Genomic DNA, 20,767 nt, shown 5'->3' on the forward strand with positions numbered 1-20,767 from the left:
TCATAAAATCACTTTACGTGTACAAATTTAAGCTTTGTAAAGCTTTGACAACTTAAGTGTACGGTATTTACTCCTGTTTTATAGTACTGGGTCAAAGCATATATCGAATATAATTTTATTAAGATATAATGCCACACAAACTTAATAAATGGGTTAAATGGGCAATATAGTCGTTGTGATTTGAATCACTGCTAACCCATACTGAAATCACTTTTTATACAAACCCATGACTGAGATAATGACTAATATAAAATAATCAACAATCTAAGGAATATGCAAAAATGAGAACGAAATACGGGATTCGTCAGCTTGTGGAAAAAGCTCTGAACATAAAAAAACTAACTCCAGAGATAGAAAACGAGATTAATTATGAGTTAACTGAAATGGGTCACATTTCCGATGTAGACTATGAAGCATTGGAATTGCTTATGGCTGAAATGGATGCAGGTCGAATTCAACTTGTTGCCAGTTGGATGTAACCAGTTTGGATGTAAATCTACTTCCTCTCCAAAGTTACTTTTTTTCGATTGTATACATAAAATTTAGTTATGGATAGCCTAAAGCAAAACCCTTCCAGAGTACAAGCTTTGGAAGGGTTTTAGTTAGATTATTTTGTAATCAATGCCTACAAATATGAATGTTGGCGCCAAAGCTGTTGAATAAATCGATGAAGCTGTTTTTTTGCTGTTATTTCAAGGTTTTGCTCAGATTCTTTAGCCAAGAGAACGCTAAAAAACGATATGACTTCAACATCCAAAGCAGGTTGAAACAAATTTGATGACCATAGTAAATCTGAGCTAGAGCGTAAATCAGTAATTGTAGCAGGCTCGTTCTGAAAATCAGCGAGAAATAGCGGACGAACCCAGCATAACTGTCGCTCTGTTACGACTTGAATAACTTCAGTGTATAGTCGCTCTTGCCTACATTCCAAGAATAGTATTTGTCCTGTTTGAAAATCTAGGTTTTTGTGCATATCTATCTAGAGACGCAGACTATACTGACTAGCCTTATGGTAGATACAAAATAGTCCTATATTAGTCTACACTATTATAACGTGGTTATCAACTGGTATTTACTTAATAATTTGAGTTGTGGTGAGCCGATACGAGTTTGATGATCTAGAATGGTAAATAAGTGTTAAGCTTTCCCCGTACAAAGTACATCTTGTAGTATTTGAATAACCTAAGTTAAGAACTGTGTCAGTAGAAACCATTGAAAAAACTTCAACAACCCGAAAGCTGGCGCCTCGATATCGCGTTTTGCTTCACAACGACGATTTCAACTCAATGGAGCACGTGGTGCAAGCTCTTATGAAAACAGTAGCAAGTCTTACACAACCGCAAGCTGTCAGCATCATGATGGAAGCCCATACCAATGGACTTGCTCTAGTTATCACTTGCGCGCAAGAACATGCTGAGTTTTATTGTGAAACGTTAAAAGGTCATGGTTTGAGTAGCACCATTGAACCAGACGAGTAAGGTTAGGAAACCGGATATTCCAAGTTTTCGTCATTCCAAGAATCAAAAATACTTTAAACGGAGCGTCCATTTGAGTGTACGCTTCGTTTAAATATGAATAACTTGGTATGATTAATCTCAAATTGCTAGCCCAATACCCAGCCCCTGTCCGCATTTTCGGCTTTCTCGCTTGTTTAGCTACAATATGGCTACCAATTTCGGCACCAGTATATTTACTTTTGCACGATGCTAATTTAGTCACCATTTTAACAATGGGGCTATTGGCAATTGAATTTTTTATTTTTCTACCGTTCTGGGGGAAATTGGTTCACTCTATACCGAAAATATATAAGCACCTTGGTTTAGAATTTTCTCAAAAAAATGGTGTTGAACTATTGCGGGGTTTGGCGATAGGGTTAATTAGTATCGAGCTATTATTTATTGTTCAAGGATTATTCGGTTGGTTAGAATGGCGCCAAGCTAATTCTGGAATATTAAGATTTATTATCGAAGCTATACCTACAGCATTTGGAACAGGGCTCGCTGAGGAATTATTCTTTCGCGGCTTTTTATACGATGAATTAGAACGCGACTATAAACCAAATGTAGTACTTTGGGCAGTGGCAATCATTTTTCCAGTATCACACTTTATTAAACCGATACCTGAAATTATTCGTACATCACCTCAGTTTTTAGGCTTATTGCTTTTAGCCTTAGTTTGTATATGGGCAAAGCGCAGTTGTAAAGGACGTTTAGGTTTAGCAATTGGTATTCATGCCGGGTTAATTTGGGGATGGTACGTTATTAATGTCGGTAAATTAATTACATATACAGGCACCGTTCCTGTATGGGTAACAGGAGTAAACGATAATCCCTTGGCTGGTATCATGGGATTAAGTTTTTTAGCAGTATTAGCATTACGAATGCGCTCTAGGTTATAAAGGATTACGGATAAAACCACATTTACCGCTGACACAAACATTTGCGACACCTTCAGAAAAGCGGCGAACTTCATCAAACTGTGGTTCAATGACTAATTCACCACTTTTATTTATATAACCCCATTTGGCGCCGACTTTAACTTGAGCTAACCCTTCACTAAAAGCAGTGGCATCTTCAAATGTTGGTTCTATGATAATTTTACCTTCACGGTTTATATAGCCATATTTCTCGCCAACTTTAACCTTTGCTAAGTCCGAATTAAATTCAGTGGCGCCATCAAATTGAGCGGCAATTACAAATTTACCTTGTTTGTTGATAAAACCGTATTTTTCACCCATCTTCACAGGTGTTAGTTCATCTCGAAAGAAATTTGCCTCATCAAACTGCGGTTGGATAACAAATTTACCACTCTTATTGATAAATCCCCACTTTCCACCAGATTTTACTGCAGCTAAACCATTTTTAAACAAAAAGGCGCCTTCAAACTGTGCAGGAATACTAAATTGACCCTGTTTATTTATATAACCGTATTTTTCATCTAACTTAACTGCTGCCAAACCAGCGTTAAACCCAGAGGTAACTTCCTGGAAGTATGGTTGAATGACAACTTTACCTTGTCGATTAATAAATCCGTACTTATCGCCAACTTTTACAGACACAAGTCCATCACTAAAGAAATTCGGCTCTTCAAGTTGCGGTAAAATCCTAAATCTACCTTCTCTATTTATGTAACCCCACTTGGAGTCCAGCTTGACTGCTGCCAAACCTTCAGAGAAATCTAAAACTTCATCGAAATTAGCTTGAATAATAAGTTTACCCCTTTTGTTAATAAAACCGTACTTCTTACCAACACGGACAGGCGCCAAACCTTCGGAGAACTGCGAACCGTTGTAAAATCTTGCTGGTATACGGTAAAAGGGAATTTTTCTGCCTTGGTCTTGCGCTTTCGTCTCGAACGAGATAGGAGTATTCGCCAATGTAGATGATAAAGTCATCAGGGGAACAGTAGCAACAAGAAATCCTGTAACCCCTAGCTGAAATGATTTAAGTAGTAATTGCTTGTAAAACAGTGCCATGATATACATCTATTAAATATATATCCAGCTTGCCACAAGGTTTAACAAAACTATTTGAGTAATATTTCGTATATATGTATGTATTTTTTATTACTTTGTTAAAAGCTAAATGTTTCTTGTGGAAAGTTAGCCCATTTTTCTCCTTTTCTTTTCTTCTCTTGGCGTACTTTGCGTACTTTGCGGTTCGTTACAACAACATTATTTTTTACAAATCAATTGGGAATGCGATATAAGTCTTGCTCCATAAATTTTTGTATACTGCTTACATAGCTGATGATGCATTTAGTGTTATTAAACGAGAGTAAAGTAAATTAATTCGTTACTTATTTAATTATTATTTCAGGTTTATTCTAACTTTTTGTTTTATATTTGGAACAGGCAGGGATGCCTATTCCACAAGAGAGATATATTACACAAGATGCCAAATTTACTTTTGGGCTAGTGTTCCGGTTAGGCAGGCTTTATCTAGGTTGGCACCGTTTAGATTTGCTCCTTCAAGTTCGGCACAAAGTAAGTTAGCTCCAGTTAAGTTAGCTCCTGCTAAGTTTGCTCCGCGTAGGTCAGTTTCTTCTAGGTTAGCTTCACTTAAATTAGCACCTTGTAAATCTGCACGGCTTACATCTGCACCTTTTAGGTTGGCGCCTGTAAGATTTACACCGCGTAAATCTGCACCACGTAGGTCTACCCCTTGTAAGTTGACGTTCATGAGGTTGGCACCACTTAGAAATGCTCCTGCAAGTGATACATCACTAAGTCTGGCACTCATTAAATTTGCACCGCGTAAATTACTACCACGCAAGTCAGCACCTGTTAAATCAGCTTGCATTAAATTGGCGCCCATTAAGTTTGCCCGTAAGTCGGTTCGCTTAAGGTTGGCACCCATTAAATTCGCTCCTTCTAAGTGCCCACCTTCTAGTTTAGAATTTTGAAAGTTAACTCCAACTAAAGTGGCGCCCATTAAAGAAATGCGCGTTAAATCTAGATTCGATAAATCCTCGTCTTCTAAATCACTACCTGCAACATTTTTGAGTGTGCCGTTACGAATTGCTTCTATATTCATTTGCGATTTATGTACGAGAAATTATTTCTTGGCTTGCTTTATTTTCACTTTCTAATCGAGAATCGAGCAACCACATTCCAGCACTAGTTTTTGGTGCCAGCAAAGGTATTTCGAGTCCTTGTTGTAAACCCATGACGAGTAATGTTAGAGCTTCGATTAATTTCGGGTCGAAACGTGTCGATTGTTGTTGCCTACATTCTTCTAATACTTGAGTAAATATCTCTTGAGTATTTATACCGCCAATAGATTTTTTATGATTTACTCTCAACTGAAAGTCTGATAATAAAGCTAAAATTCTTGATTCTAAAGGAATTTCATCACCCGCTAAACCTGCTGGTTCCCCAGTGCCATTCCACCATTCGGTTTGATGGGCAATAATTTGAGCTATGGCACGTAACCTTGGCATTGTTCGTAATACTTGGGCTCCGGGTACTAAAGGGCAAGTCAGGGGACTACTCGGTGCGTCTTCTTGGTAGCGATGATAGGTAGTTGTCAATACACTTTGGGCACGTTGTAATGGGTCGATACGGTGTAGTAAAGCAGCAAGACGCAAACGCTTAATTTGCCATGCTGGTAAATCAAGTAATTGCCCCATTGTTTCAGCGAGTGCCACAACTTCGGATGCTGCCATTGGGTTTGTAATATCCGAGAAGTCCATTATTTGCGCCATCCGTAGAAATGCTTGGATTTCGTTGGATACTAAGTTATTGTCTAGAAGTTGTACTTTTGTATTTTTCTGCCCTGTTTGTAGATAGTCAACGACGCGCGAGACAACTGCATTTAAATCTTCGGGTGTAGCAGCGTGTGTCTGAATTGCACTTTGATACTCAAATAACTTTTGTCCTAGTTCGGGGTTATAGGTATTTATATGAGAAATTGCTACCTCGGCAGTTTCTTTGACTAGTTCTGGCTCAAATGTCCACAACCCGTAAAATTTTCTTTCTAAATCGTTTTGAGGGATTCCCGCTACTCCATAATCTGACTCGGAAAGTTCTTGACAAAGAACCATTGCTGTGTATTGTGGAGACAGAATAATTAAATGCCATTCCTCTGCCACTGGGTCTTTAGTGTCGAGTGCTACCAAGTCAACATTAAGTAGTTGACTGGTGGGATGCTCTGCCCATCCGCTATCGGGCGCCGCCATGATTACAACATGTCGAGCGTTTTTGGTAATATCTGCATATCGTTCAGCTTCTTGCAAATACCACTTACCCTGTTGGAAAGCCGTAATTACTAGGGGTTTGCTATCGTCGTTTAATATATGGTCTTCCAAAGCATGACATAGCGAAACCAAAGTGTTTTTAAAATACACACCGAATCGTATCGGTCGTTTACTATGACGATGATTAGCTTCAAGTTTTTGTAAAATAGAGCCTTCGAGCATGGTAGTAGTGAAAATAACCTTTATGGGGCGCCTGGGATGTATATAAATAAATATAAACGTTCTTTACCGATGAAACAATATTTATATATACGGCGCCTATTGGTGTTGCATGAGATTAATTTTGATGGCTTGTACCGCAGAACAATGTGTCGAAATTTTGATAATTTTGTGACGATAGTAGGTGGGCTATGCCTCACATACAACTCACCAAAATTAATCATATGAAGCACTATTGGTTCATGTCATAAGTTCTGGTAGGTTAGGCGTCTCGCCTGACCGGAAGCACATCTGGGACAGATATGCTACAACACACCAGAATTAATGACACAGACCACTATTGGTTCATGTCATTAATTTTGGTGTAATATATTTGTTACCACAGAGACACAGAGACAAGAGTTAAGAGAGTTAAAGTCAGGCGCCTACACCCCAGAATTAATGACACAGACCACTATCTATAAAATAGCTATAATATTCAAATCAATTACAATATAAAGCTTCAATTATCAGTTAAATATGAGTATTCATAATAAAACTATTGCGAAGATAAGCTAAATGCCAGATTATTTAGTAAAAGAAGTAAATAAGTACATCGACTACTTACTTTGGAAGCACGGGAAAGAAGATATTTCCTCAATCAATTCTTTAACTTAATACAGTTAAAACCTCTGTATCATCAATATAGGCAGCAAACAATTCATTCAAAGTAGTTTCTCCCTCAATTTCATTACTGCTACTTATAAACCTTTCTACTTCAATAGAACCATTATTAAAAAACTCTATTTCCCAGCGTTGACCAGGAATTGCCACTATCACCATTATCGCTTCTTCCCGATGATGAGCTAACGTATAGTGTATCTTATATCTTTCCAACTGGTTGAGGAAATTCGTTAGTTTTATAAATCCATTCATATTACAAATTTAAACACAATCATTAATGGAGACGTGATTAATCACGTCTCTACATTAGGATTAAACACCTACTAGTTGTTTTTGTTTGTTCTCGATAGGCGCCGATAGTGCTTCTTCCAAAGGAGCGCATCCCAAACGTTCTTCTAAGATTTTCATCACTTCGCGTCCGAAGTCGTTGGGGTTTCGGTTCCAAGCTTGTAAACAAACTTCACCGAAGAAGGAACCAAGCGGTTCGGGGTTCCACAGTAGTTTCTTGGCTGTCCACGGCATTAAGCTCATGGGGTCGTAACCTGGTTGAAGAATATTTTCTTTGAAAGCATATTCTTCAAGGTGCGTATGAGGTTGTAAACCAATGAAGAAAATAGCAGGTTCTACTTTGTCGGCGCCAAATATCTTTTCGAGTTCGCGATGATATGCAATGGTTTGACGAATAGTTTCGGGTCGTTCGTCAATGACGTTGAACGAGTAGTTTACAGATACTACGTCATTAAAACCAGCAGCTTTTAAGTCACGACAGTTTTGTAGAACTGTACGTAGGTTATAACCCATTCGCATTTTCCGCACGAGTTCTTGTGAACCGCTGGTTATACCGATTTCAAAATAGTTCATCCCGGTTTTGACCATCAAGTCGGATAATTCAGGTGTAACGTTATCCGCACGAATGTATGCTGCCCAATTTATATCAGTCATTCCAGAATCTACGATTTTCTGTAATAACTCAATAGCATCATCAATAAATCTACGCGCGGGGATGAACTGGGCATCGGTAAACCAGAAGTTACGAACTCCTCTGTTATATAGCTGACGCATTTCAGCCACAACTTCGTCTGCTGGGTTAATACGCACTTGTTTACCTTCAACTACGGTGTAAACGCAATAACAACAGTTGTGTGGGCAACCGCGTTTGGTTTGTACACCAATATAAAAGTCTTTTTCGGACAAGTAGTAGTTGAACTCAGGCCAAATGGTTTCTATATAGTCGTAATTACAGGCTGTTTTTTCGAGTGGAGTTGGTTGTTCGTGAATTAAACGTTTTCTCGGTTCCTGCTCTCCAACAACGTAACATCTCTCGTCGCGAAACTCTTCACCGCTTAATAATTTACTTAGAAGCGTTTCACCTTCACCAATCGAAACAATTGTACCTTTTGGTAAGCTTTTATTTAATTGTTCATAAAATACACTAACGGCGCCACCACCGACCATAGCTCTAGCTTCGGGTTGATATTGCTGCGCGCGCTTCAACCCCCGCTTGACGAGTCCAATATTACGCCACAACTCAACGTAGTAAGCGATAAAAATTCGTAAACCACCCAAGGCGCCGCGTAATTTAATAAACAGATTTTTGGCATAGTAAAATTCAAAGGCGTTTTGGAGTGGGTTGCCACCACGTCCACCAACTGGTGCGTAAATTTGGATATCCCGCCATGAAAACACGAGCAAAGTCGGTTTAAATTCATCAATACAACGGTCTAAAGCCGAAGTGTAATCCAAAGGTGGTACAGTTCCTAAGTCAAATATCCGCTGTTCGATATTGGGAAACTGCTTGTGAACATGGTCTGATAGATAAACGACCCCAATCGGAAAGATGGGGTTACAAGGAAGGCGAACGTAAAGTATTCGCTTGTTCGTATATTGCTCGGTTTTAACTTCCATCTGGACTTTGGTTTTGAGGGGTAGAGTGAGTAATTCTATATAAAAGTTTAATAAAAGTTTAAATTTATTTTGATTTATGTAATCTACTCCTATTTTACTTGACAAATCGATTAATAGTGATTATCAGTCAGAACAAAAGTATTGCTCGAACAATTTCAATGTTATTTACCTTCATGTAATAGCTCCGGCGCCTCTAACTATATATAACCTCGGTATTGACGTACTTAATGGTCAACATCAGTGAATACAATGCATCAAGAGTGATTTTTCGTGTTGTGAAAAAACTGTATTCGTTAGTGTATAATTGCGTAAAAGGCATATATTTTTACGAAAATTTCATAAATATACTTTTACCAAGACAAACGCTTTACGTGTATTTTATGTCTTTAGGTAGATTTGCAATCGAATATTGAAGTTGGTATTCACAGTTACAGCATGTGGGGATCACCCAGTGTTAGCTTGGCATCTGTAATGTAAAATTGTGGCGTAAAGCTTCGAGCGCGTGTTATGGCTCAAATATTAGACTCCTTACCACCTGAGCAATCTGGAAAGATTCTCTGCTGTTACGTGAATGCCACTAGTAAAATACAAGTGGCACGCATCTCAGATGTTCCTAACTGGTACTTTGAACGGGTTGTTTTTCCGGGACAAAGACTGGTTTTTGAAGCACCAAGTGAAGCTCATTTAGAAATTCACACAGGAATGATGGCAAGTGCAATTATTTCGGATAACATTCCGTGTAATCGTCTTTCTGTCGATGATAATGATGATGGTGGTAACTTTGAACCAGTGGATATCAATAACAAAACAAATGTATTGCCAATTCAGACAAAATCTGGAGATACGACAAAACCTTTAAAAGCCTTAGTTTAGTATCAATTCCTAAGAGAAAATGATTTTCAATCATTAAGGGTTGCTATCTGTAGCAGCCCTATTTTATTCAATTAGTAATTTATAACTTGTTGGTCAGGTGCGTGAAGGCTATTAGATGCTAGCTTCGTTTAAGTATTGTTATGGCCTTCACGCACCCTACTTATGAATTTGCCTTCGTTTATTTGGTTATGGAAAATTGCAGCATGGTCAATGGGGTTATCCGTACTAGCTTACTTTTTCCTAGCGGTGTCAGGTGTGTGGATGTTTTACACTCGCAATGCACAAAAACCTCTATTTAGCAATAGCTTTAGTGGTGTATTTACCGATAGAACAGGTGCTATGCGTTTATTTCATTATGTAATAGGCGCCTGTATGGTAGCGCTAGTACTATTACTTTTAGCTATAGGTATAGTTGGCACATTAGGTCACTTCGGAACCCTAGGACATTCTTCACACCTAGTTGCTGGGTTAATAGTAGTATTTTTAGTATTAATTTCTGCTTTCAGCGCCACACAAATAAATGGCGCCAACCATCGTTGGGCAAGACCTGTACACATAGGCACTAATCTGATTTTATTCTTTGCCTTTGCCTGGGTTTCCCTAACAGGCTGGAACGTAGTACAAAAATATTTACCTTAGTACACCCCTAATCTTCACCAAGAGTCACCACATAAAAAAACTAGTGGTCTATGTCAATAGTTCTGGTAGGTTAGGCGTCTCGCCTGACCGGACGCACATCTGGGACAGATATGCTACAACATACCACGGCAAAGTCGTTACGATATATATGTAGAGCAGCGATTTTGATTATGACAACAACAAACTCCACAAGTACACAAACAGTAATTTTTCGTCTATCACCCCTAATTAGAATTACTCTTTTGTGCTTATACGTAGCACTAACCGTTCCTTTACCTTTTTTAGCCCAAGCAACTAAGGCGCCAACACCTCCCGCATTACTATGGCTAGGGATTAGCATTGGTTTAATAGGTTTGTACGCAGTACTGTGCGAACGAGTTGTTGTTGATAACGAATCAATTCAAGTAACATACCCCAATTGGGTGCCACGCTTTTTCCGCAAAGGATGGTCATTACCGTGGTTACAAGTTAAAGAACTAAAACCCCGTACTACTGGTCAAGGTGGTTTAGTTTATTATTTTCTGAGTAAAGATGATAAAGCTTACTTATTGCCAATGCGAATAGCAGGTTTCGCGCGTTTACTAAACCTAGTCCAAGAAAAAACTGGTATTGATACAAAAGATGTGTATCCGCTCGCACAACCTTGGATGTATGTAATTTTATTAGCATTTACAACACTACTTCTATTAGTTGACGCTTGGACAATCACTACTGCTTTAGGACAATGATTTTTACCACAGAGACACAGAGTTCACAGAGAAAGAAAATTAAATGAACAAACGTTCGTTAAACAAATTGAAAACAATGGAAAAGTCGTAAAATGCAATATCAAGTTTTTGTAAAAAATGAATCTGAACAGCACTTTGTAGCTTCCGTGCTAGGAATACCAAATTTGACCGTTGAAGGAAAAACCGAGGAAGAAGCAATTTCTAACGTAAAATCTGCTTTAGAAGCACAATTAGCGAAAGGTAAATTTGTAACAATTGAAGTAGATGCCCAAAAAGAGGCGAATCAAAATACAAACCAGATGAAATACGCGGGAATATTTGCTTCAGACCCAACATTCGATGATTTTATGGAGAAACTCGCTACCATTCGCAAAGAATCAAATGCTACGGTGGATGAGTGATGACGATTTACATTTTAGATACAGACCACCTTAGTCTTTACGGAAGAAATCATCCAACTCTGATTACAAAACTTTCAGCATCAAAAATTCTGCTGACGACAACTGCTATCAACGTAGAAGAACAGTTAAGGGGGCGTTTAGCCCAAATAGCAGAAGCAAAAGAGGCTGTTACTAGATCAAGTGCTTATCAGCGACTTGTAGAAACGGTTATGGTGCTGTCTGTATTTAATATTCTTCAGTATGATTTAAAATCTGAAGGCATTTACCAATCACTCAAGGCACAACGTATTCGTATAGGTACTCAAGATTTACGTATTGCCTCTATTGCCTTAGCAAACAACGCTGTTATTTTGACAAGAAACCTACAAGATTTTAACAAAGTCCCAGAACTAATCATTGAAGATTGGACTATTTAGAAGATGGCGCCAATTTTAAATTTTTGTACAGACACGATTAATTGTGCCTCTGTGGTAAAAATATTTACTAGTGTAATTTTTTAAGCACTCTACGTGCTTAATACGAAGAGCATCAAAATGCAAACTATTCTTAAGCTTGAACAAGTTAGCTTGAATACCAAGCTGAATGTCAAAACTAAAGAGAATCTACCAGGATACTCTATTCTTAAAGATATTTCATTTGAAGTACCCACAGGCGCCCGCGTTGCTATTGTCGGGCCAACTGGTGCAGGCAAAACATTTTTACTACGTTTGTTAAATGGTTTAAGTACACCGACTAGCGGTAAGATTTATTTTGAGAATCAAGATTATTCTCAAATTCCTGTACAGAAATTACGCTCTTCTGTTGTATTAGTACCGCAAGAGTCAAGGTTACTGGGTATGACGGTAAAAGATACTTTGTCTTACCCTTTGATTTTGCGTGGTTTACCCAAAGCTGAAATTACTCAACGTGTAAGTCAATGGGTTGAATTATTACACATCCCTGATGATTGGTTGGGAAGAACTGAGGTACAACTTTCTGTAGGACAACGGCAGTTGGTTGCTATTGCGCGCGCTTTAGTTATTCAACCCAAAGTTCTATTGCTCGATGAACCAACTTCTAACCTTGATGTTGGCACTACACAAAGCTTATTACAAACACTTTCCCAACTCACAAATACAACTATTTTAATGGTCAATCATCAACTCGATATAGCTTCGAGTTGTGACAGCGTTATACATTTATCACAAGGGCGCCTGATTTCAAATCAAACGAAAAGCGATATAAATTGGGAACTACTAAAAGAGTTAATTTCCCAAGCCGAAGCTCTTGATGATTTTATTTAAGAAAGTAGTTTATTGTAGTTTGTGTAATTACCTGGGTATACTTACTGGTGATGCTTGGACTGGGAAAGAGCGTTCTTTTGCCGCCTTTTGTGAGTTCGTCAAATTCGTACTTAATAATTCCATATTAAATCGATACCCTACGTTGCGGATTGTTTGAATTAAACTTGGCTGACGTGGGTCGAGTTCAACTTTTTTCCTCAGTGATAATACGTGTGTGTCAATAGTGCGGGGGTTGTCGATAGCATCAGGCCATGCACGACGCAGTAATTCAGAGCGACTTAGTGGTACACCGCTAGCTTGTGCAAGAACATACAACAAGCTAAATTCTTGGGGTGTTAAGTCGATAAATTCTCCCTGAAAGCGGACACGACGCTGGACTAGATCAATTTGCAATGACCCGTAGTCTAGATATGCAGGCGCCACAGGAGTGCGCTTACGACGAATTAGAGCTTCTGTACGCGCGAGAAATTCCTGCATTCCAAAAGGTTTGGACAGATAATCATCGGCGCCAGCTTTCAGCCCACAAACAATATCGCTTTCCGCACTACGCGCGGATAGCATCAAAATCAGTGGTTGCTGTTGACGGTTTAACCAACGACAAAACTCAATACCATCACCGTCCGATAAGTCAGCATCAAGAATAATTAACGTTGGCTGATGGCTTAAAAAAACTTCTCTAGCCTGATAAATACTCGCAGCTTGATGCACTCGATAGTCAAGCTGTTGCAAATGCCAACCAAGCAAAGACCTCAAGTGGGGATTCCCCTCAACGATTTCAATACAAACCGATCCCACAGTGGCAAGACCCCTAGCACGTCTATAGAATTTCAAAGTATCAAAGCCTAGCAGTTGGGTTTTGTAACCGTTGTTACCCCCATTGCAAATAATCTTATAGTAAATGCTTAAAATTATCGTTAACTAACCGCCAATTCCTTACCCAAAGCGGAATACAGCCTAATTGTTAAATTTTTATGACTTTTAATCAAATTCAGGGAACTTTTCAATGTAAGTAACCGTATGTGAAATTTATTTGTTTTAACGAGTTATTTTAGCAAAAGTTCGTTTTTACACGTGTGATCAGCGTAATCGTGCCAAATACATATTAATCACACTGACCACCTGAAAAAAAAGTTACAATTATTCCATGATTTCTGGGATGCAATAATTGATTTTCCATGCATAATAATAAAAATAACTTTTATCTATTAGCCTAGCCCTCTGCTTCTGGAATAGGATAGGGGTAGACTGTAGATACTTGTAAGTGTTCTTAGAGGGGGATATGTCAGCTATGAATTGATGTCACACTAGGATATTAATACTTCACTTTTTAGCTTGAATATTCTACAATTTTCATTCCAAACGGATTTCTAAAAGCAGCTATGCTCCAAGACACACAGACCATCCGCTTCTATCAAAGAATAACCGATGCCTTCGTCGAGTTATGGAATCGCGGCTATCGGACGGACGATATGCGGATGTATTTGGATGGCTATTTAGCCGCCTTGCGACACAGTAATGCCATTGAACCTTACTTGATTCATCGCTTGGAGGAGGAAGCCACCCGTTATCTTTATGATGTATCTAATTTTACGATGACAATGACGCAGCCTGAGCCGGAACACGGATACTATTAAGCTGACATTGATTAATGCGCTTTGACCGAGACATTAATCAATAGTTCATCAACGCAGATGATTATAACACATCATCTGCTTTAGTCAACAGTGGCAATGGTGTGAAATTTTCCAATTGCTCAATTTTTAGTTAGATTTAATTAAATAAAAGTTTTTTGCCCCAGCCAGGTAACAACTGTATACACGACTGGGGCTTTTAGCTGAATCGATTTAATCTCGATTTAATGGGGGCGCCTGAATTAACTACGAGGCAAGTGCCACTTCGACCTTTTGCTGTAACTCGCCTTTTTGGTACAGTTCAATCAGGATGTCAGAGCCACCAATGAACTCTCCATTAATATAAACTTGAGGAATAGTAGGCCAAGCAGAGTACTCTTTTATACCTTGGCGTATATCATAATCGCTTAGAACATCTATAGTCTCGAAGGGTACACCCAAAGAATTGAGTATTTGAACTACATTATTAGAGAAGCCACACTGAGGCATGAGCTTATTGCCTTTCATGAATACCATGATTTTGTTTTGCTTAATCAGGTTATCGAGACGCTCTTTTAATTCAGGTGTCATGTTTTTCCTTTGAATGGTTTGTTTTTTAATGGTAAAGAATTAAGTTAGTTTGCGCTTGTTGCCTGCCAAGCTTCAGGGGTATATGTTTTTAGTGCTAGAGCGTGAATTGCGTCATTAGACATAGCTTGTTGTACAGCACGATACACCATTTGATGCTGTTGTACTAAACCTTTATTTGCAAACTGCGATGAAACAACAGTTACATCAAAATGCTCACCATCTGGACTTTGTACGTCAACTTGGGCATCAGGTAGGGAAGCCTTAATCATTGTTTCAACTTGAGAAACGCTAATCATCGCGCGGGTTGCTCAAAACGTCATTATCTATTATTAACAAAATTATTACTGCTTGTTTGATTGAGATATCAAACTTGAGATATCAAACTTGAGATATCAAACTTGAGATATCAAAAAACACCCCACGGGCAAGAGGTGCCCAGAATTTGGGGTATAATAATGCACTTTGACTCGATTGATGCCGAGGAGCGTTATTTTTGAGAAGTACTGCTACCACGCGGAAAGGGAGCATCAACAAACCCTAACTCTAATAGTTGCTGGTAAGCTTGTTTACCTAATTGCCGGGTTGGGTTTTGGCTTTTGACAATTTGTACAAGTAATGGTACAGCAAGTTCAGGTTTGTTCTGGGCGCGGTGTACGAGCGCAAGTCGGTAGGTAGCTTGGTCACGCATTTGAGCGCTTTCGAGTGCTTTTTTGCGCTGGACATCAGCGATACGATTATCGATACCTGAAAAACTAGCGGTAAGTTCTTGGTAGAAATTAGATAGCTGATTGAAAACAACTCGGGCTTCTTGAAGTTTCTTCACTGCACTATCATAGTTTTGGGAAGAAACGGCAGTTTCTGCTTCAGACATCAATCGTTTCCCACCTTCCATGCTCAAGACACCACTGCTTTGTCCAGATGGACGCAAGTTGTTGGGGTCGTTGGGGTCAATAGGTTGCGCTTGGTTAGAGTTTGGGGTCAGGGTTTGCGCTTGTGCATGAATTGGAGATAACAGACTAAGGGCCGCTATCAACGACAAACAAGTGAAGCGAACCAAGGGAACAGTTACAGCTTCTTTCATGAGTATATTTTCGTGTGACAACTGAATAGAATATTGAGAAACAGTGATGAATGAGCTGAGGGTATATTAACTCTGTTTTGGCTTTCGACAAAGCAAAGCTACATACAACGGAAGTCATAATATTTAGACTTACAAATAATTGAACCATGTTCCCTTACCTACGCACGTCACTTATGACCCAAAACACCAATTCCTTCGATTCTTCTTCAAATTCGGGTGTCCCAGCAAGTAACTTGGGAATGATTCTACAGCGCGGTGCTGAAGAGTTGATATTAGAAAAAGTTAATGACCGCTTTACCGTGCGTCCGAGTCGTAATGTATCTTCAATCGATTTATCACAAGTTAATTGGGCTAATTGGCGCCGCAGCATACCAGGAGCAAACCTAGAAGTATTTACAGTTGGTTCATCTGGGCTAGATACGGCAATGCAACGTGCGCGTGCGGATGCGTTGGTAGACTTTGCCAGCCATATTTACCAAATTCAGAATAATCCAGGTACGGTTGTTTATTTAAGCGACCAAATTACAATTCAATTTGCATCTCCAGTTAATGCTGCTAAAATCAAGACAATTGCTGCGACTTTCAACTTAGTTCAAGATAAAGCTGTTGAGGGGTTGCCAAACACGTTTGTGTTTTTAGTCAGCAAACAGGCTACCGAAAATCCAATAAAAATTGCAAATCGATTACAATCACTCTCAGAAGTTTTAATTGCTGAACCAAATATAATCATCCGCCAAGAGCCGCATTATAAACCGAAAGACACTCTTTATTCACAGCAATGGTATCTCAATAATAATGGTGGGAACGAATTGGCGCTTTCTTCACATATTTCTATTGAACAAGCTTGGGATATTACGCACGGTGTTCGTTCGATAGTCGTGGCAGTTGTCGATGATTCTTTTGACTTGAACCATCCTGACTTTCAAGGTCGCGGTAAAGTTGTGGCGCCACGAAACTTGAAGGATGATAATTTTTTGCCGCTACCAAGTGATAATGATAATAGTCATGGAACAGCTTGTGCTGGGGTAGCTGTAGCTGAGGAAAATGGAACGGGTATTGTTGGGGTGGCACCTGGATGTGCTTTGATGCCAATTAGTGGTCACATGCAGCACATCAACCGCAAAAAAATTGCAGAAGCAGCAAGAAGAACCAGTATGACTTTGAGTGCCTGGACACTGTGCAAGAAAGGCACAGTTTGCCATCAGCAGCAGCAGCAGCAGCAGCAGCAGCAACAGCAGCAAATAAGCACACAGCTAACCTTCAACTTGTACTAAAAATCAGCCATGCCAACCCCAACCTTCCCTATGCTGAGTGCTCAAGTGCATTGGCCAAACACAGCCTGCCTTATACCCTACCACATCGTTTGTCCTGTGGCCGTAGGCGAGTGCAGAACACAGCAACAGGGTAGGGTGATGGCAGACCGCGCACAACATTCTCACGACCTGCTTTCTACTTCCTCTGCCGTGCGTTTGGGATTACCGAGCTGTAGCCCGCATCACCGTATCCCATGGCTTGCGGCTGTGCAGCCAGCGTTGTTTGCATGAACCTGTGCGCGCGCGCTGCGGGCGTCGTCACGTGCTTTGTGCTGGAACCCTGCCCCTGACAAATGTGCTTCGCACTGCACAGTTTGCGTGCGTACGTGTGCTGTGACAGCACACCCTTGTACTCACAGGATCTGTGACCATGGGGCGAGGGATCTCCTTGACTTGCATGTTCTTGCTGCCCATCCATGACACGGCATGCATCTTGGCATCTGGGTGCGTCTTGGCAGCAACAGTGGGGCCGCCTGTTGAGGTATGATCAGACACAAGCAGCATCACAGTTGGCGGTGGTCAGACAACAGGTTCCAACATGGCATGAAGCAGTATTTGGTGATGCATCGATAGCATAGAAAGGCATGGTACAGCAATGTAACAGCAATGCAACTTCAGAGTGAGCAGCGACAGTGCCGCTCATAGTTGTGGATGATTTTGCACCGCAGTGTTAGCCGCAGAGCTAGGCCTGACTATCGTCCCCCAAGCGGGCGTCTGATGACACTGATAAGCGCCATGTGAGCGCAAAGCTTGGCTTGAACGGCAATGCATGTCATGCAGCGGCAGTAACAGCAGTATAGGTGTGGGGCGTCGAATGCAAGGCTCGCAGAAAGCAATGCAGATGCAACCGCTGCTGTAGTGCGAGCATTACTGCATGACGTTGCACTCCGAGCAAGCAGAAATCATCAACAGCAAACGCCTGTTTGACTTCCATGGTTGCAAAGCATTGCCACCATATGCCTGCTATCCCTGCTGCATCATGCCAATGCCACCACGGCATCTTGTACTGCACATGCGCATGTGCACAGCACGGCATGTCTACACTCACATTCAGCCCGTGTGCCCTCGTGGCCGACCTCCATCTTGTTTAGCAGCGTATCCACCGCTTCCACCATACGGCCTGTCATGATGGCGATCTTGGCTGATCAAGTTGGGGGTGCCGCTGCTTGGAGCTGCTGCTGTGCACAGTAGGAATTGCTGCTTGATGCGCTCGTGCTTGGACAGGCATTGGGAACGGTGATAAGGACTGGGATTTACTGGTGCGTTTGCCACCTGACACTGCGAGGTGATCAGAGCCATCGTCACTATCTCGGCCTGAAAGGATCAAGCGTACAGCGCTCCTTGCAGCCGTCCAGCAACCCTCAGATCGTCTGATAAGTGTCGAAAATCACGGCGCTCTCGGGAATCGACTGGATTGCCTCTTTTTGAAACCCTAGCTGGTGACCTGGCCTGCCACAGTTTCAACTGCCAAGGCAGGCAGAACGCGCCGGTGACATCCACAGCAACTACAAAAACGGCATATGGAGGCAGATTTTTGCGGTGGTGCACTGCGGCCAGTCCGTAAGCAAGACATTTCACAAAAGCATGGAAGCCTCGGGCTCCAGGTCAATGAATACAACTGCTTGACTGCTTCAACACAAGCACAGCTTGCTGTAGCTGGTTTGTAATGTGTTCCTGCTGCATAGCAGTAAGTGTCAGGAACTACAGCACTGTGACAATTGCATGTACTGGTACATGCAAAAGTACAGTGCAGTACAGTGCAGTACGTACATATGTATACGGTACAGTGCAGTACAGTACAGTAAAGTATATTCTGTACTGTACTGTACTTCACTGTTGCAAGTACTGCCTCAGTGCTGTAGACCTGGAGCTCCATGCTCAGCAGTAGGAAGCTGGCTATTTGTGGTGCCCGGAAAGCAGAGGTGTCAAGGATGGGAGGGCGCCATCCGTCAACGGTGAACACGCTTGGAGGACACCATTGTCACATATTGTGGCACAACATTATCTCCACAGGGTGTAGCCTTACAACTTTTGAGGGCCTCTAAGAGCAGCCCTGCAGCTGCAGCTGTGTATTGTGCTTGTTAGTGGCGCTACTAACTGCTGTTCAAGCAAAGTTAGAGTTGGACGCATTGCATGCCTTGTGCACAATGTTGGACCTGCTTTAAGCATCCACAGCACTGGCAGGCAGGAACATCAGCAGATCTGCTAGAAGCAGCAGTGATACCGGAAGTAGCAGCAGCAGTGGCAGTGACGGCACAGACAACGGTGGAATCAGCAACTGTGGTGACAGTGCGTCAGCTGCAATGTGGTTGCTGTTGGTGTCGCAGTTGCTGGCGTCATCTGGAAAGCTGCTGCAACCCCTGACAGAGGAATGTTTGCGCAGCATAGTGGCAGGCCAACAGCGCCAAGGTGGCAGGAGCCGCTGCATTGCTACGAAATGGTGGTCAATTGGCTGTTGCAGCAGCTGCCCCTGCTGCAGCTACCAGCACCAGCTGCCCCTGTTGCAGCCACCACTAGCAGCAGTAGCAGGGCAGGGGTCAACTGCAGCAAGTCAGCAAGGAAGCAGCAGCAGCAGCAGCTGCACTTTCCTGCAGAAGCTCACAGAGCAAGCACAGCTGCTGCACCAAAGCATTGCCGCAAACCGTACAGCAACAACGGAAGATTGCATACGCATGATTCTTGAGCAGACAAGTCAGCAGCTGGCCATGGTGTCGTTTGGCGAGTCGCTGTGTGCTGTGCTGCCCAGCAAGCACTGCTGAAACCACACCGGCTGCACCAATTTGGCGCGGTTGAGTGAGGCAGAGCAGGTGGGAGGCAAGGCCTGCAGGTGCCTGTGCGCATACGGCAGGTGAGCGAGTGTGCCTGCTTCTTCCATGCATCAGATGAAGGACACACAGTAGGCACAGCTGTCGGTTTTGGTTTTGGTTTTGTTGTTTTGTAATAAACTCGAACAAACTTTGTGTAGCCTGTCTCCCTTACTCTCTCCTGCCTGCAATGCCCTGCTTGTGTGCGAGGATCACTCTGCCACAAAGTGTGCTTGCACCATCACCGCCAGCACCGGTGCTCTGCTGCACACAGGGGGGATTGCTGCTGGTTGGGGGTGCTGCTTACTGACAGCTCAGTACAGGGACAGCTCAGCTGCAGTGCAGTGCTAGCTGCTGCAGTGATGAAAAGCAGAGCAGGACAATCTACCAGCAGGCGCTGGCGTCAGGCAGCAAAAGAGGCATGCAACACACAGCAGGCAGCTGCCCTCTTTTGCTGCCTGACGCCAGCGCCTGCTGGAAGATTGTTCTGCTCTGCTTTTCATCACTGTTGTTGCTGTAGTGGGGGTCAATGATGCTGTCGATGCAGCGTTTTTGGCATCCAGGGGTTCAGCTCTGGTGACACCGTGCTGGCGTACAAGACAGGCGTCGTCTGGGCACCAGCCCGCCGCTGCGCTTTCTACCACTGCACCGACACGCGTCTTCGTATCACCTTCGCATAATGTTTCATATACGCGTATAAGAAGGTGCATGGGAGCAGGGCCTGGCTTCTCAAAGTATACGAAGGCTTGCAGGGTTTCTGAACACTTATGCGAAGGTGTTACGAAGGCGTTAAAAAAGGCATTGAGAAACCATCAAGAGGCCAGCGGTATACCTTAGCAGAGCTTGTCTTTACCATACATTGCTGCTTGAGCAAACGTAGGCGTGCATATGCATGTCCTCACAGCAGCACCAATGACTTGCTTCACCACTGTGCTGGCCAGCAGTGTGAAGGGATCCCTT

General features: G+C 41.9%; 22 protein-coding genes. 12 read left to right on the forward strand and 10 right to left on the reverse strand.

The genetic code is table 11. The features are described 5' to 3' along the window. Positions 1-281 precede the first annotated feature (281 nt). Positions 282-479, forward strand: coding sequence for a hypothetical protein (locus tag AC2JBO_RS29900; RefSeq protein ID WP_496957270.1), 198 nt, complete (start codon positions 282-284; stop codon positions 477-479). 146 nt (positions 480-625) lie between these two features. Here AC2JBO_RS29900 and AC2JBO_RS29905 read toward each other — a convergent pair whose 3' ends face one another. Continuing rightward, entirely contained in the window at positions 626-973 is a 348-nt protein-coding gene (locus AC2JBO_RS29905) for a hypothetical protein (RefSeq protein WP_496957271.1), read from the reverse strand. A gap of 223 nt (positions 974-1,196) precedes the next feature. On the opposite strand from AC2JBO_RS29905, the gene clpS reads away from it, so the two are divergent. Next, complete coding sequence (gene clpS / locus AC2JBO_RS29910; RefSeq protein WP_496957272.1) at positions 1,197-1,478, forward strand: ATP-dependent Clp protease adapter ClpS; 282 nt, start codon at positions 1,197-1,199, stop codon at positions 1,476-1,478. Between the two features lie 107 nt (positions 1,479-1,585). Then, positions 1,586-2,398 carry a CPBP family glutamic-type intramembrane protease gene (locus AC2JBO_RS29915; protein ID WP_496957273.1) on the forward strand — a complete coding sequence of 271 codons (813 nt, stop codon included), beginning with the start codon at positions 1,586-1,588 and terminating at the stop codon, positions 2,396-2,398. Here AC2JBO_RS29915 and AC2JBO_RS29920 read toward each other — a convergent pair. From AC2JBO_RS29920 to AC2JBO_RS29940, 5 genes are all read right to left on the reverse strand, one after another. Further along, positions 2,393-3,475: a WG repeat-containing protein gene (locus tag AC2JBO_RS29920; RefSeq protein ID WP_496957274.1), complete on the reverse strand. Its 1,083-nt coding sequence runs from the start codon at positions 3,473-3,475 to the stop codon at positions 2,393-2,395. The two genes, AC2JBO_RS29915 and AC2JBO_RS29920, sit on opposite strands and share 6 nt — an antisense overlap. A gap of 427 nt (positions 3,476-3,902) precedes the next feature. Then, positions 3,903-4,535, reverse strand: coding sequence for a pentapeptide repeat-containing protein (locus tag AC2JBO_RS29925; RefSeq protein ID WP_496957275.1), 633 nt, complete (start codon positions 4,533-4,535; stop codon positions 3,903-3,905). 7 nt (positions 4,536-4,542) lie between these two features. Continuing rightward, entirely contained in the window at positions 4,543-5,919 is a 1,377-nt protein-coding gene (locus AC2JBO_RS29930; protein ID WP_496957276.1) for a DICT sensory domain-containing protein, read from the reverse strand. Positions 5,920-6,564: 645 nt separating this feature from the next. Further along, complete coding sequence (locus tag AC2JBO_RS29935) at positions 6,565-6,831, reverse strand: hypothetical protein (RefSeq protein ID WP_496957277.1); 267 nt, start codon at positions 6,829-6,831, stop codon at positions 6,565-6,567. Positions 6,832-6,891: 60 nt separating this feature from the next. Beyond that, positions 6,892-8,484, reverse strand: coding sequence for a photosystem II high light acclimation radical SAM protein (locus tag AC2JBO_RS29940; protein ID WP_496957278.1), 1,593 nt, complete (start codon positions 8,482-8,484; stop codon positions 6,892-6,894). Positions 8,485-8,991: 507 nt separating this feature from the next. Here AC2JBO_RS29940 and AC2JBO_RS29945 point away from each other — a divergent pair. From AC2JBO_RS29945 to AC2JBO_RS29970, 6 genes are all read left to right on the forward strand, one after another. Beyond that, positions 8,992-9,357: a DUF1830 domain-containing protein gene (locus AC2JBO_RS29945; protein ID WP_496957279.1), complete on the forward strand. Its 366-nt coding sequence runs from the start codon at positions 8,992-8,994 to the stop codon at positions 9,355-9,357. 162 nt (positions 9,358-9,519) lie between these two features. Further along, complete coding sequence (locus tag AC2JBO_RS29950) at positions 9,520-9,996, forward strand: DUF4079 domain-containing protein (RefSeq protein WP_496957280.1); 477 nt, start codon at positions 9,520-9,522, stop codon at positions 9,994-9,996. Positions 9,997-10,166: 170 nt separating this feature from the next. Next, positions 10,167-10,724, forward strand: a complete 558-nt coding sequence (locus AC2JBO_RS29955; protein WP_496957281.1) for a hypothetical protein — start codon at positions 10,167-10,169, stop codon at positions 10,722-10,724. Between the two features lie 92 nt (positions 10,725-10,816). Continuing rightward, the gene (locus tag AC2JBO_RS29960) at positions 10,817-11,125 is read left to right on the forward strand and encodes a type II toxin-antitoxin system HicB family antitoxin (RefSeq protein WP_496957282.1); all 309 of its coding nucleotides are present in this window, start codon (positions 10,817-10,819) and stop codon (positions 11,123-11,125) included. Then, positions 11,125-11,541: a type II toxin-antitoxin system VapC family toxin gene (locus tag AC2JBO_RS29965; RefSeq protein WP_496957283.1), complete on the forward strand. Its 417-nt coding sequence runs from the start codon at positions 11,125-11,127 to the stop codon at positions 11,539-11,541. The genes AC2JBO_RS29960 and AC2JBO_RS29965 overlap by 1 nt, the downstream gene beginning before the upstream one ends. Before the next feature lie 117 nt (positions 11,542-11,658). Further along, a complete protein-coding gene (locus AC2JBO_RS29970) occupies positions 11,659-12,408 on the forward strand; it encodes an ABC transporter ATP-binding protein (protein ID WP_496957284.1) in 750 nt (249 codons plus the stop codon). 27 nt (positions 12,409-12,435) lie between these two features. Here the strand turns inward: AC2JBO_RS29970 and AC2JBO_RS29975 are convergent, their stop codons facing one another. Beyond that, positions 12,436-13,203, reverse strand: a complete 768-nt coding sequence (locus tag AC2JBO_RS29975; RefSeq protein ID WP_496957285.1) for a response regulator transcription factor — start codon at positions 13,201-13,203, stop codon at positions 12,436-12,438. A 584-nt stretch (positions 13,204-13,787) separates the two neighbouring features. Between AC2JBO_RS29975 and AC2JBO_RS29980 the strand changes: the two genes are divergently transcribed. After that, positions 13,788-14,042 carry a DUF6761 family protein gene (locus AC2JBO_RS29980; protein WP_496957286.1) on the forward strand — a complete coding sequence of 85 codons (255 nt, stop codon included), beginning with the start codon at positions 13,788-13,790 and terminating at the stop codon, positions 14,040-14,042. 243 nt (positions 14,043-14,285) lie between these two features. Here the strand turns inward: AC2JBO_RS29980 and grxD are convergent, their stop codons facing one another. From grxD to AC2JBO_RS29995, 3 genes are all read right to left on the reverse strand, one after another. Beyond that, positions 14,286-14,609, reverse strand: coding sequence for a Grx4 family monothiol glutaredoxin (gene grxD, locus AC2JBO_RS29985; RefSeq protein ID WP_496957287.1), 324 nt, complete (start codon positions 14,607-14,609; stop codon positions 14,286-14,288). A gap of 44 nt (positions 14,610-14,653) precedes the next feature. After that, complete coding sequence (locus AC2JBO_RS29990; protein ID WP_496957288.1) at positions 14,654-14,905, reverse strand: BolA family protein; 252 nt, start codon at positions 14,903-14,905, stop codon at positions 14,654-14,656. Positions 14,906-15,096: 191 nt separating this feature from the next. Further along, on the reverse strand, positions 15,097-15,690 hold the full coding sequence (locus AC2JBO_RS29995) for a hypothetical protein (RefSeq protein WP_496957289.1): 594 nt from the start codon (positions 15,688-15,690) through the stop codon (positions 15,097-15,099). Positions 15,691-15,863: 173 nt separating this feature from the next. Here AC2JBO_RS29995 and AC2JBO_RS30000 point away from each other — a divergent pair, with 173 nt between their 5' ends. Then, positions 15,864-16,964, forward strand: a complete 1,101-nt coding sequence (locus AC2JBO_RS30000) for a S8 family serine peptidase (protein WP_496957290.1) — start codon at positions 15,864-15,866, stop codon at positions 16,962-16,964. 455 nt (positions 16,965-17,419) lie between these two features. Continuing rightward, positions 17,420-17,581, forward strand: coding sequence for a hypothetical protein (locus AC2JBO_RS30005; RefSeq protein WP_496957291.1), 162 nt, complete (start codon positions 17,420-17,422; stop codon positions 17,579-17,581). Positions 17,582-20,767: the final 3,186 nt, after the last annotated feature.

The organism is Calothrix sp. CBUCES-K 9914, assembly GCF_059640475.1.